The organism is Psychrobacter sp. H25 (assembly GCF_059076335.1).
Map to the genome: position 1 here is coordinate 1 of NZ_JCACRV010000003.1, position 13,042 is coordinate 13,042.

General features: G+C 37.6%; 14 protein-coding genes. 8 read left to right on the top strand and 6 right to left on the bottom strand.

What is annotated here, in order from left to right:
* Nucleotides 1–1,005: DUF4427 domain-containing protein (locus tag AC5JPO_RS13145; RefSeq protein WP_493854046.1), on the top strand; the 1,005-nt coding region annotated here is incomplete at its 5' end.
* Nucleotides 1,006–1,123: 118 nt separating this feature from the next.
* Here AC5JPO_RS13145 and AC5JPO_RS13150 read toward each other — a convergent pair.
* Both AC5JPO_RS13150 and AC5JPO_RS13155 read right to left on the bottom strand, forming a co-directional pair.
* Nucleotides 1,124–1,699 carry a hypothetical protein gene (locus tag AC5JPO_RS13150; RefSeq protein ID WP_493854047.1) on the bottom strand — a complete coding sequence of 192 codons (576 nt, stop codon included), beginning with the start codon at nt 1,697–1,699 and terminating at the stop codon, nt 1,124–1,126.
* A gap of 609 nt (nt 1,700–2,308) precedes the next feature.
* Nucleotides 2,309–2,806: a hypothetical protein gene (locus AC5JPO_RS13155; protein WP_493854048.1), complete on the bottom strand. Its 498-nt coding sequence runs from the start codon at nt 2,804–2,806 to the stop codon at nt 2,309–2,311.
* Nucleotides 2,807–3,013: 207 nt separating this feature from the next.
* Between AC5JPO_RS13155 and AC5JPO_RS13160 the strand changes: the two genes are divergently transcribed.
* From AC5JPO_RS13160 to AC5JPO_RS13170, 3 genes are all read left to right on the top strand, one after another.
* Complete coding sequence (locus AC5JPO_RS13160) at nt 3,014–4,480, top strand: Eco57I restriction-modification methylase domain-containing protein (protein WP_493854049.1); 1,467 nt, start codon at nt 3,014–3,016, stop codon at nt 4,478–4,480.
* Nucleotides 4,480–5,424: a BsuBI/PstI family type II restriction endonuclease gene (locus AC5JPO_RS13165; protein WP_493854050.1), complete on the top strand. Its 945-nt coding sequence runs from the start codon at nt 4,480–4,482 to the stop codon at nt 5,422–5,424. The genes AC5JPO_RS13160 and AC5JPO_RS13165 overlap by 1 nt, the downstream gene beginning before the upstream one ends.
* Nucleotides 5,425–5,533: 109 nt before the next feature.
* Nucleotides 5,534–5,857: a hypothetical protein gene (locus tag AC5JPO_RS13170; protein ID WP_493854051.1), complete on the top strand. Its 324-nt coding sequence runs from the start codon at nt 5,534–5,536 to the stop codon at nt 5,855–5,857.
* A 62-nt stretch (nt 5,858–5,919) separates the two neighbouring features.
* On the opposite strand, the gene AC5JPO_RS13175 is transcribed toward AC5JPO_RS13170, so the two are convergent.
* Together AC5JPO_RS13175 and AC5JPO_RS13180 are read right to left on the bottom strand one after the other, a co-directional pair.
* Entirely contained in the window at nt 5,920–6,549 is a 630-nt protein-coding gene (locus tag AC5JPO_RS13175; RefSeq protein WP_493854052.1) for a hypothetical protein, read from the bottom strand.
* A gap of 57 nt (nt 6,550–6,606) precedes the next feature.
* Nucleotides 6,607–6,924 carry a mobilization protein MobS gene (locus AC5JPO_RS13180; RefSeq protein ID WP_493854053.1) on the bottom strand — a complete coding sequence of 106 codons (318 nt, stop codon included), beginning with the start codon at nt 6,922–6,924 and terminating at the stop codon, nt 6,607–6,609.
* A gap of 256 nt (nt 6,925–7,180) precedes the next feature.
* Between AC5JPO_RS13180 and AC5JPO_RS13185 the strand changes: the two genes are divergently transcribed.
* Both AC5JPO_RS13185 and AC5JPO_RS13190 read left to right on the top strand, forming a co-directional pair.
* Nucleotides 7,181–9,262 (top strand): MobA/MobL family protein, encoded by a 2,082-nt coding sequence (locus AC5JPO_RS13185; protein WP_493854054.1) that lies wholly within the window; start codon nt 7,181–7,183, stop codon nt 9,260–9,262.
* 309 nt (nt 9,263–9,571) lie between these two features.
* On the top strand, nt 9,572–10,501 hold the full coding sequence (locus AC5JPO_RS13190) for a RepB family plasmid replication initiator protein (protein WP_045455943.1): 930 nt from the start codon (nt 9,572–9,574) through the stop codon (nt 10,499–10,501).
* An 18-nt stretch (nt 10,502–10,519) separates the two neighbouring features.
* Here the strand turns inward: AC5JPO_RS13190 and AC5JPO_RS13195 are convergent, their stop codons facing one another.
* Both AC5JPO_RS13195 and AC5JPO_RS13200 read right to left on the bottom strand, forming a co-directional pair.
* Nucleotides 10,520–11,023: a plasmid replication DNA-binding protein gene (locus tag AC5JPO_RS13195; protein WP_493854055.1), complete on the bottom strand. Its 504-nt coding sequence runs from the start codon at nt 11,021–11,023 to the stop codon at nt 10,520–10,522.
* A gap of 405 nt (nt 11,024–11,428) precedes the next feature.
* A complete protein-coding gene (locus tag AC5JPO_RS13200; RefSeq protein WP_201612407.1) occupies nt 11,429–11,815 on the bottom strand; it encodes a hypothetical protein in 387 nt (128 codons plus the stop codon).
* 173 nt (nt 11,816–11,988) lie between these two features.
* Here AC5JPO_RS13200 and AC5JPO_RS13205 point away from each other — a divergent pair, with 173 nt between their 5' ends.
* Entirely contained in the window at nt 11,989–12,636 is a 648-nt protein-coding gene (locus AC5JPO_RS13205; RefSeq protein ID WP_493854056.1) for a recombinase family protein, read from the top strand.
* Between the two features lie 133 nt (nt 12,637–12,769).
* Nucleotides 12,770–13,042, top strand: a 273-nt coding sequence (locus AC5JPO_RS13210; RefSeq protein ID WP_493854057.1) for a hypothetical protein, incomplete at its 3' end; no start/stop codon positions are given.

The following is a 13,042-nucleotide window of genomic DNA, read 5'->3' on the forward strand; positions in this document are numbered from 1 at the left end:
TTAGAGGCAGGCTTTAAAAGATACAAGAGTGGGCAAGCCATGAGTTCTTTTGCATTTGTTTTCCCAAAAGATACTCTTTTTAAATTAGGGGCTCGTCCAGTTATTTCTGGACTTAGCGAAGGTGTACCGTCAACTGCAAAATATAACTCTGAAGGTTATAGAATGCTTCCCACTGAAGCAATGCCGCTAATGGAGCAATATAGATATGTAACTTATAACCTTGGTGAAAGAAATATCGACTGGACACATGAGCGAGAATGGCGCTTCCCTTATCGTGATGACATATCTAATTATAACGAGGAGATTAAAGAATACGGAATAGCTTCAAATTGGTATGATATTCCAGGATTAGATTTTCTTAGCAATGAAGTTCAAATTCAGAATATGGGCGTTATCGTTCAAACTGCGCAACAAGTTCAATTGATTATAAGTGATATGTTAACTCTAGTAGACAGTCGACAAGCTCGTTTAAATTCTTTTGGCTTTGTATTGAATACTAGCCTTTTACCTTCTATCGAACAGCTACAACACCCATCGCAAACATCACAAGCAATCTCAGATGCTATGGTTGATCTTAAACCTTACTTCTCTATTACTGATGAAGAGAGTCGTGATTTTAATTATAAATTCTCTAAAATTGTCTCAGATATAGAAGAGAACAGTGAGCAGCCTATTTCTGGTGAGTTAGGTGGCTGTTGGTTATGGCTACATGATAATACTGCACCACTCACACGAGCTCTATTAAAAGAGGGACGTGTTTTCGTCACTAAAGAAGGTAGATATCTTGCTTATCTTACTGAGTTTTTTGGTCATAGAGGACTTAGACAGCGTGAGGCAATGACTAAACAGCTCGCAGAATTTATACAAACTGAATTTAATATGAGTTGCTGTTATTTTTCTGTACTTAACTCAATTAATCCAATGGGAGTTCCGTCTTATGCTGGTTACTTCAATGAAGATATCAGCTTTTTTAACTGTGCTTGGAGTGCAAGTAGTGGTAATTAAGCAAGTTCTGCCTTACTCCCATAAGAGTGATTATGTTAAATGGGGTTGGATTGAACGGCTGAATTAACGAAGAAAAAGCCCCCAGCTGGGGGCTTTTTCTTGTAGTAAGTAAAGTTATTTAAAAGTTAATTCTAACTTCAACTTGATCAATATCAACCCCCGCTGCTTCAGCTATCATTTCTTTCGCTTCAGCAACCACATCGGGAAGCTCGTGAGAAGCATCAACTTCCAAAGAATGCTCAACGTCATTGTCCTCAACATCGTCTATAGACACATCTTCAATAGGATTAGCATTAAAGATAGACCACTCAAGAGTGTTAACGTCTAATCCAATATCCTCCAATAAATCATCAGTGTTGAGATAAGCAACTGGATATCTCTGACCTTTCGTTAGTTTTTTCCAAGCTTTTTTGAAATCATCCGTATCAGGTAACAGCGAATACTCACTCATTTGAATAACCTTCCTTCCGTTGTACTTCTGAGAAGCTATACATCCTGACACCTTTCCAATCATAAAAGCTTGTCCATGACTTTTACCATCCTTAGCTGCCCATTGCGCTCTACGATTCCTCATCAAGATTACATAGTCAGAATTTCTAATTCTATCGGAACGTGCGACCCAGTAACCTGACCCCCCTTCTAGCTCCATCATGTTTAAATCTTTGCCTGTGAAAATACCCACTACTTTACTCATAAGACAACCCTCGTTTAATCAACCATATGCAATAGAATTTATTTTTTATCGTTAATGATTTATATTTATAATACATTCTTTTGCGATAGAATCAAGTAAATCTCGTTTTTTTCTTGTTTTTCCAGAAAGAAATAGTTTTAACCTACTTTCGTAAGTATGTGATTACTGAAATTATTATTCTTATATTTAGTGTTTGATCAAGTTCTAGTTGAGTTAGAAGTTACACGTATAAGAGGAGAGGTTGGAACACCCCCTAAAGCTCTTAAATTAACCGTGGATAATAAGGTTATAGGACTTAACTGAAGTCCTTCATCTAATATTTCTTGGCTCTACTGATCATAATCTTAACAAGACATCGGAAACAAGCTTAGAACTGAGTTTCAGATTTTGTTAAATACATATGAATCCATCAATTATAAGGAGAGAAGAATGACGTTATATAAACTTGTTACGCTGCTAATTAACTTCAGCATACTAATATTAACCTTCTGTATGTTCTTGCTGATGCTCTGATCGGACTACGGCAAGCAGAATCACACCGTCTTTTGACGGTGCTAGGCTTAAAGCATATCTTATATATTTAGTGAGTTAAAAGATCCCAAATCGTTGTTATTGCCCTAGTTGTTTTAACTCTTCTGTCTTACGCTCTAACTTCAATTTTTTACGTTGCTTACGCGCCACTTTGCGCTGTATGCGTTTCCCCCACTCTGGATTACCTTTTTGATAAACCCTAAGGTCGTTCACGTAGCTTATTTTGTTCAGCCATATTAGCTCTATGACATAAGTTGGTAGCATTCCTACTATAAACAACCAGATCGAATACTCTAAGAAACCACTGCTTAATAGAAAAATAAAATTCACTACAGCTACTATCATTAGAGCAATAAACCAACTCTGAATCATTTGCAGTTCATACAAATAGTAACGCAAATCAAGACGATACTTTTTAATCTTAACAAGCTCTTTTAGCCTAGATGCTTTGTGATATTTTTCAAAAAGCATGAACGCTTCTTTTACAGGCAATTTTTCATACAGTTTGCCAATAACAAGAGCTACGATACCGCTAAGTACCATCAAATATAATTGATCTAGGTTAATAATATCCACATTTTCCTCGTAGTATGGTTGATCTAACAATTAAGTATTTCATAATTTCATGTTAGATACGTACTTAATTAATAATGAAAAGTGGTGAACTAAGCTTTACTTTTTTAAGCCTTAGTAGTTATAGAAGAGCTACTGAAAAATGTTAATATATACGCTCGCTTTGAACCAACATAGAGCTACATTTGATCATTAACAAATGGATTTAATATGCTTCAACAGTTAGACACTGCAGACAGTGTACGTCGCGAATTAACACTTCGTACCACTTCAAAACATAAAGCTGAGTTCGGGCAATTTATGACGCCTTCTAATGTGGCTCACTTTATGGCATCTCTATTTCCACCTAGCGATATTCAAATTTGTCATCTATTGGACGCTGGGGCAGGTGTAGGCGCTTTGAGCTGTGCTTTTCTTGACCGTTGGGTAGAGAATGGATTTAGTTTCGATTCTGTCGAGGTGACGGCTTATGAGGTTGATAAAAAGTTGCAAACTCATCTTAGTAAGCATCTAAACGCATACGATAACGTGCAAACTCATATCATCTCTGATGATTACATTAAACTAGCAACAGACAAAGGTCTGCAGGATCAAGGCTATACTCACGCAATTCTCAACCCTCCCTATAAAAAAATCAATAGTAAGTCAGCGCATCGATTAGCTTTAAGTGAAGTTGGCATTGAGACAGTCAATCTATATTCCGCTTTTATAGCGCTAGCACTGGCACAAATGGCACCAAGTGGGCAAATTGTGGCTATTATTCCGCGCAGTTTCTGCAATGGTCCTTACTATCGTCCTTTTCGTGACTTTATTCTCAAACGGGCATCGATCCGTCAAATACACTTGTTTGAATCACGCAATAAAGCCTTTAAAGATGACCAGGTTTTACAAGAGAATATAATTATTTGCCTTGAGCGTGATGGAGAGCAAGGCCCTGTTACTATCTCGACCTCTACTGACGATAGTTTTTCTGATCTAGAAAATTGTGTCATTCCTTTTGAGCGCATAGTATTCCCAAATGATTCAGAACAATTTATTCATGTACAGACGACAGCTGATAAAAGCGCTATCGAATTATCCTCTGCAGTACGTCACTCAATGACTGATATTGATGTGAAGCTATCAACTGGACCAGTTGTTGATTTTCGATTGAAAGAGCATCTACGTGATATGCCTGAAAAAGGTTCAGCACCACTGATTTACCCTAACCATCTAAAGACTGGTAAAACCAATTGGCCTATGACTAATTCGAAAAAATCTAACGCTATTATGCAAAACTCTGATACGGAAAAATGGCTTTACCCAAAAGGTTTTTATTGTGTAGTGAAGCGATTTTCATCGAAGGAAGAAAAGCGCCGTATTGTTGCCAGCTTGATTGATCCTAATCACTTTGAGGATTATCCAATGCTAGGGTTTGAGAACCATTTAAATGTATTCCACGATAATAAAAATGGTTTGCCTGAGGCATTAGCAAATGGACTTACGGTCTATTTGAACACAACAGCAGTAGACGAGCATTTTAGACGGTTTAGTGGCCATACTCAGGTCAATGCAACAGATCTCAAGCAAATGAAATATCCAAGTCGTAAGGCTCTAATACAGCTTGGCGAATGGGCTTTAAAACAAGAAAATATTACCCAAGAGAATATTGACGCCCAATTTGGAGACTTAATTTAATGAATAATGAAAATACTCACCTTGAAGATGCTCAGGAAATAATAGCTGCTCTAGGTTTACCTTCGCAACAGCAAAATGAGCGCTCCGCTCTATGTTTATTAGCTCTTTTGAACCTTGGGCCAGAGAAAACATGGTCACAAGCACAGAACCCTCTCATAGGTATTACACCGATGATGAGCTGGGCATATAATCAGTATGGAAAACTCTATGCACCCAATTCTAGAGAAACCTTTCGCCGCCAAACGATGCACCAGTTCTGCGATGCAGGAATAGCTCTTTACAATCCAGATAAGCCAGATCGACCAGTAAATAGCCCTAAGGCTGCTTACCAAATTGAACCTCACGCATTGACTCTATTACGTACTTTTGGAACAACACTATGGGCCGAAAATCTAGATCGCTATCTAGTTGATCGTACATCGCTTGTTGAGCGTTATGCTAAAGAGCGAGAGCAGAATCGTATTCCAGTAAGGATTACAGAGGGTGAAGAAATTACTTTGAGTCCTGGTGTCCATAGCGAGCTTATCAAAAATATTATTGAAGATTTTGCGTCACGGTTTGCACAAAATAGTATATTAATTTATGCAGGTGATACGGAAAAGAAGTGGGGATATTTCGATGAAGAACGGCTCAAGGAGCTAAATGTTGATGTAGGCTCACATGGTAAAATGCCTGATGTAGTATTACACTACACTGAAAAAAACTGGCTGTTATTAGTAGAATCTGTCACCAGTCATGGCCCTGTCGATGGAAAGAGGTATAAAGAACTTTCTAACCTATTCTCTGAATCAACTGCTGGTCTTGTTTACGTTACTGCTTTTCCTAATAGATCTATTATGGGCAAATATCTTGGCGAAATCGCATGGGAAACAGAAGTTTGGGTAGCGGATGCACCTTCTCACTTAATTCATTTTAATGGAGTAAGATTTCTCGGTCCCTATTAAGACCAGAGTAGTTGAATTTTATTCAAACGATACTTTTAAATGCTTTTCGATTAATATTAATATAGTATTGTTTTTAACTGAAATAATTTTATATATAGAGGATTAGAAAATGACAGAAAATGAAATTATGGAATTACTTGAGGGTATATCTTCCGATGATCTCAAAAAGCATATCAAAAAGCTTAATGATATTGGAATAATTACGGATACACCAAATCCTGAGTTTCTTGACGATCATGATTTTCCTCATATGGTTATAAAGAACTGGAAGAAGAGTCATGAAGAATATCTTCGTGTAAATGGTTATAAGGGTGATAGATTGATTGCTATATCAGAAAACGTCTCAGAGAATAGTCCTATATACATATTATACGATTCTGAAGAATACAACATGCAGTCAGCATGCAAATATGCAGTAAATGAATACGCCTAGATTAGATTATGACAAATGATTTTGGGTATCTTTTCGGTTAGTAAGAAGACACTAAAAAGCGCTTATTCACTAAGGTCTTGTCCAGTCACTTCCCCTGCGTAGTTAGCGAAATACAAATCAATTGGTATTAACAATCTTCTTAAGTATTCTAAGAAGGGTAGACACAAAACTGCGAAGTTCGCCTGATTTTCTCCCATCTCATTCAGAGTAACAGCACTGTCTATACGATTGCCAAACTTATGAGGCTCTTTTTTTCTTCGCTTGACGTTGTTAGACCAGTCTGTTTTGTTAGCACTGAAGAAGACCATGCTATCCGTATCATTATGCTTTTTAATCGAGGAATGAGCGATTAAATTGCGAACTTCTAAGTAGGTTTGTAGGATCTCTTTAAATTTAGACGATTCATCTGTCTCGAATAATGCTTTATACGTTGGATTTTGCCTTATATTATTTTCGTTTAAAATTGCACCAAGACCACCGCAGCTAAAACTATCTAAGCCTATAACTCTATTGAAATTTAATTCAAGATTATTAAATAAACTAAGTATATCAAAAACAAGAATTTTATCTGATGAGGATAAAGCTCCGTTGGAGAACAGATTCTCAAAGTCATCTATACTTAGATTGTTGATAGCTTCCCAACTATTGAGTTGAAGATCGTTAATAATGTCTTCAATACTATTTTCGGACACACCCCCCCCCCTTTATATCTCTAAATTATTACTAAATAAAAAGCTAATTAAACACGTTTAAATATCATCTTGTACTACCCGTTTCTGTTCTTGCTCTTTTTCATCAGGTGGCATAGTACCGCCTAAATTTTCTACTAAACCTTTTAATAGCTCTCTGTCTGTTACTTTTGTCAAATATTTGGGCAGTGTTTTGGCTATATATTCTTTTAATCCTTGAACTTCGTTTTTTTCTAAAGTATCGAGTAAAAAAGCACCTAGCAATATTTTTTGTCTGGTTTGTTTTTTACTCATTTTTTCTTTTTGTCTACTAATTGATCTTTCCAACTCATTAATTTTTTGTTGTTCTTTTAATTCGTCATTACCTAACATACTCATAGTAGTACCTTATCATTGTTGTCTTTCTTCTTTTATGACTATAACAAATAAATAAATATCCATCAATCCACTATGATATATTTAACTGATGGATATTTATGTCCCACTGACTAAGTGCGAGTTTTCGACTTCACAAATGTTTACTTCCTACGGTCATACATTTATGAAGTCAAAACATCGGCAGGGGTAAAACCCCCACACCCCCAACACTACGAAAAGACGTAGTGCCAAAAAGCAAAAGTATGAGCATTTAAAAATGGCTATTTTTCTCGCGTCGACTAAATCAGTATCACGAGGAAGCGGACAAAGTGCTGTTGCCAGTGCGAGCTATCGTGCAGGTGTTGAGCTTGACGATCAGCGCTACGGTAAGACCCATGATTATTCCAAACGTTCAGGTGTGATGAGCGCGGATATTATTTTGCCCTCAGCATTAGCTGATACCGGCGCTACTATTGATCGTAGTGATTTATGGAACAAAGCAGAGAGTGCTGAGAAACGCAAAGATGCAAGAGTGGCTCGCGAATGGCTGGTTAATCTACCGCATGAGTTAAGTGAGCAAGATCGTAAGACACTGGCACACAAGTTCGCCCAAACCCTAGCGAATCGTTACGGCACGATTGCCGATTGCGCTATTCACAAACCAACTCAAAGAGAAATTGATCGAGGTGCTGACCCTCGTAACTTCCATGCTCATATCATGTTTACTACTCGTACGGCAGCAATTGGCAATAATAATGAAATCCTATTGACTGACAAAGCTGATATTGAGTTGTCCGATACTAAGCGTCATAAGCTTGGCATGGAACGAGTCAGTGTTGAGATTAAAGAGGTTCGCCAACTATGGGAGCAGCTTGCTAATGAAAAATTAGCTGAGTATAAGCACGATTTGATAGATTGCCGTAGCTATGCAGATCAAGGCAAGGATATTGAGCCACAACTTAAGATGGGTAGCGTTGCAACCAAGCTGGAGCGTGACGCATATGAGAAAGCTAAAACGGCAGCAGAAGAGAAAGGCGAGGTATTTAACGGCATTGCGCCAGTGACGATCAGAGGTGAAATCAACGCCATGATCGCAGAGCGTAATAGCTTGGTACTAAAAGCGTCTAACAAAATTATTTTTGAGCAGCGAGATTATAATGAGCGACTTGAAACAACAAAACGATGTATTGATCGAGCGAATCAAAGAATTAGAAACACAAAACGACAAATTGAGCGAACAGAACAAGATATTGAGTGGTCAAGTAAGCGATGCAAAAATCTACCAAACTGGATTGATGAAAACCACAAAGCCATTGAGAGCAACACAAAAAGATATTCTGACACAGCACAAGCAAATGACAAGCTCATACAAAGAATTAACAACACAAAACAGTCAATTAACAGCGTCACTGAAGCTATCGGAAAGTCGGATCTTGCAATTAACAGAGCAGTTGAGCAAAGCGCAAGACCAGCTCCAAGCCCCTTTGATGACAACTACAGACGAGCCTTTTATGAGCGAAAAAGACGAATTTATCGAGAGCTTAGAGAGCAGGATAAACAAGCTCACAGAGAAAGTTACGCAGATGAGAAAGACAATAATGATCTTAGAGCGACGTTAAGCGCTTTTGCCCATCGTTTAATGACTCGACACAATGAAAAGTTCAGTTTGCGCCCAGGTTTTCGCGATAATCCTGCTGATTACCCTGAAAAATTTGACTATCGACAAGTCAAAGTCCTTGATCGCTTCGCTAACGAATTGGGCTTAACCAACGATTTTGATGATTTTAGAGAGGAACAGCGGCGCATTGCGGACTTGTTTACGTTTGACGTGATGCAAGACAACCTGAATGCCATGGATATATTGATTAACAGACAAAAAGAACGCAAAAACTATCACGAGGTCACAGCCGATTTTGAAGCATTCATTACTCAATTAGATACTAACAGAACAGCCAAAAACAATGAATTGCAAGGCTCGTTGGGTCGTAGTGACATTAGCCGAATGACGGCAGAAACGCTAACAGCCGTCAGTTATTTGGATAACATTGAGCAGTACATAAACAAAGAAACCACCGCTGACGAATGCAAAGTATTAGCTCAGGAGCATATCAGCCAGACTCTAAAAAGAACTTCTACACAGTATGAACTTACCTATCAAGGATTAAGAACATTAGATAGTAACGAGAGCGTCCAGAAGCATGCTAGAGCGCTTGAATCTAGTTTAAGTGGGTTTAATACCAAATATGCTGATAAGTTGACTGAAAGCGATATCAAGAGCATTAATAACGGATTGAGAGTCCTTAGTCAGAAATTAGAGATTGCTAGACCTATCAATCGACCCTTTCCTTCTCCTTTTTAATCTTATCCACAACTTTTTTATTCACCCGTTTCTTTAAGGGTTTTTATTTATTCCTGTTTACTCCTGTTTACTCCTGTTTAAGAGGTATTTTTCCTCCTTAAAATCAATATGTTACGGAGGGAAAAAACACAGAATGAGTAGAATAAACACAGAATGAGTAGAATAAACACAGAATGAGTAGAATAAACACAGAATGAGTAGAATAAACACAAATAAAAATTTATGATATTATTTATAGTTTTATATGTTAAAGTAAAGCTTAGTTATTATTGGAAATAACAGTATATTAAGCAGGGATTCGAAAAAAATATGGAAAACAATCTAGTTGTACAATCCAATGAGCTTGTCCTAGCAGCTTATACCATGACCACTAAAGAGAAACAGCTTTTACTAACTTGTATTAGTCGTATTGATAGTAGACCCGATGCGCCAAACATTACTAAGCAAACCAAGTTCACAGTGACAGTCGAGGAAGTAGCAAAGATATTCTATAACGATAGTACTAAGAAGAATGCTTTTAGAGATTTAGAGCAAGCTAGCAATCGGCTTTTTGATAGAGAAGTTCTGATAGCACTGGAGGATAATAAAACGCTTCGTACCCGCTTTGTTAGCGGCGTTCTTTATGATCCCAACGGAGAGCAGATAACAATAACATTTGCAGAGGATGTACTGCCTTATTTGACACAGCTGAAAGCTAACTTCACAAAATATAGGCTGATGGAGGTATCTGAGCTATCAAGTATTCATTCGATACGCCTATATGAATTAATTGTTTGTTGGGTAGGTCAGTATCAATATACTAAAGCTATGAATTTAGATGATTTTCGCTACGTTATGGGCATTAAAGGTAAGTATAAGCAATTTGGACAGCTTAGAGAGCGTGTGATTGACACTGCTATAGATGAAGTCAATGAGAGTACAAACTACAAGGTCACTGTTGAGTATCATAAAAAAAGTAGAGGCAAAGGTTATGAGAGATTAACGCTCAAATTCCATCGGAAAACATTGGATAAATTAACCAGTGAAGATGGCACTCTGTCAAAAGCTACCATACAGTCTATAGTCGATAACCTGCAGTTTATGAATGACTATAATAATCATCCAAGCCTAAGTTATGACGGCAAAATGCAGACTGACGCATTTAAGCGCGAAATGATAAATATCATACAGCGAGAACCTGAAAGCTTTAACAAGCCCAATAAGGGTTTAGAGAGCTATTTACCAAAGATTAAACACTAACACCTTGTCCAACACGAATTATAATTGAAAGAACCACCGTTTCTTCTTCTTGGGAGCAGTTGCCGGTGTCATCGTTGATTTTTGTTCTGGCTGTGCCTCATCATCTGATGAAAGTTGCTTGAATTCTAGCAACCTCACTTGAGCAAAATCGTGAATACTAGCGTTGGCTTTATCCAGAGTCTTGTTTAGCTGACTAATCTGTTGTTGGTAATTCTCTATTAACTGCTTTTGATCACTGACTTGCTGTCGCAGGTGTTCATTCTTTAATTTCTCTAGCTCTAATTGGTGTTCAAGCTCTGTACAAGGCTGTACAGTCTGACTGTTCAAGTGCGTATTATGAGGACTGTCCAGTGATTGTTCAGTACGTTTTTTGGACAAAGGCTCTCCAAATACTCGAAGCATCTCCGCAGTGTCAATTTTCTTGTCTGCTGTTCTAGAAAGCTCGCCATCATTGACTTTTTGATATATTGTGGTTCTCGATACACCCCATTCTTTTGCTGCTTTTGTCACTGATATATTCATTGTTCACCTAGTGTCCAAGTACGTTTTTAAGCTCTGTACAATACGACTGTTCAGAACGTTCAGTGGACAACTATCGCACTAACCTACCTATGAGGCAAATCATAAATACTTTATACGAAAATTAGAGGGTTCAGATATATATCTTCCATTTTATTGAACAAATATAAGGTATTATTGCTATCTATGGGGAAAATTTGATTTTTGAGTCTTGAGAGATTTTAATCATATCAAATGGGTACGGTACCCTAGTGAGGACTTGAACGCTAAGCTGTGAGCTAATGGCATCAACGTTTTAACTCGCTGGAATATTCACAGTGTACTCGATGGTGTATTTAACATACATATTCTATTCATGATCGGTGCGCTATACAGGCACCGAACTGACTTCTACCGCCAAGGAAATAATCATCTTAAAAAAGCCTGACTTATCTCATCTCCAGTAATTACTTCACTCGTCTCTTCATAATCTTTAGGTTTATTATAGTCGTATTCAATTTCAAATTTACCATTAGGATATAGTGTGAATTTTAAACCCCATATTCTATCCCCTGTTACCTTTACCATATAGTCTCTAATGAATATAGTAGCGTCCAGCCCTGTCCAAATAGCATCTGAATTATTCTCGAACCCTCCTACGTTTATCTTATTTCCTTCAAAAATTAAGAAGTGGTCAGCAGTTGCCATTTTAAAATAAATACTAAAATCGACATGGATAAGATCCCAAGGCCTTCCGTCTGCGAATGCTAAACTATATTCTGTAAGGTATTCATAGGCCTGATCAATTGATTTCATATTTTTTACTCACACTTATTGGTTAAACTTTAAAGGTAATTTACCCAATCAATAAGAATATATAAAGCTATACCCCAAGGGAACCAGCTATTTCACCCCAAAAACCTATTAACAGACTACTTAAAACAGACTGGTATAATGGAACCACTTATAACAGACTATTTTAGGTGTTTATGTTTATCAGAGCGTATCTACGAGCGTCTACCAAAGAACAAGATGCTGAGCGTGCCAAAAGCGAACTCATAGCATTTGCCAACGATCATGGCCACAAGATTGCCGCCTTCTATGTCGAAAATGAATCAGGAGCTACCTTGGTGCGACCCAAGCTTATGCAGCTGATTGAAGATGCTCATAAAAGCGATATTATCTTAGTTGAGCAGATTGATCGATTGGCGCGTCTGAACCAAGCTGATTGGGATACGCTCAAAAGAATGCTATCAGAAAAAAAGCTTTCTATCGTATCAAAAGAGCTGCCTACCTCATATATGGCGCTTCAACCTGAACGCAGCACTGAATTTATGAGCAGTATATTGCAGGCCATCAACTCGATGATGCTGGATATGCTCGCAGCCATTGCTCGAAAAGATTATGAGGATCGCCGGAACCGTCAGATGCAAGGTATTGCTCGTGCTAAGGCAGAAGGTAAGTATTCAGGACGTAAGAAAGATACTGAAAAACGTAAGATCATCGCCAGTCTACTCGAATCAGGTCATAGCTATTCTGATATTCAAAAAATGGCTAAGTGCTCACGGCATCTGATCGCTGATGTGGCCAAGGAAAGACCTAAACTAATCACTGCTCATCAAGTGGTTCCAATATAGTAGTCTATTAATTGATTAATGAGCCTTTTTAGATGGTTCCGCTGGGATATACTTAGAGTTTATTAATTTTATAGAGAAGATAGTCGTAGAAGAATTTATGATTATTTGAACTTCAAGTTTAAAAGGGAATTACGTGAATTATAATAATAATAGATTTGATTTATCGAACTATCTCATACATTTTTTTAGGGATGTAAATTTAGATAGTGGTAGTCCAGTGATGATGCCGGATCATATGGGTTTTCAGAATTTATATGAAGATACATCATTCCCAGCTTTTTTTATGTTAAGAGCAGCTTTGCGGAATGGGCGACTTTGGGCAACACAATCAATACGTAACAATAAACCCACGATATATGGTCTATGCCCAGCAGTATGCTTTACCGAAATGCCTATTGCTGCCTTT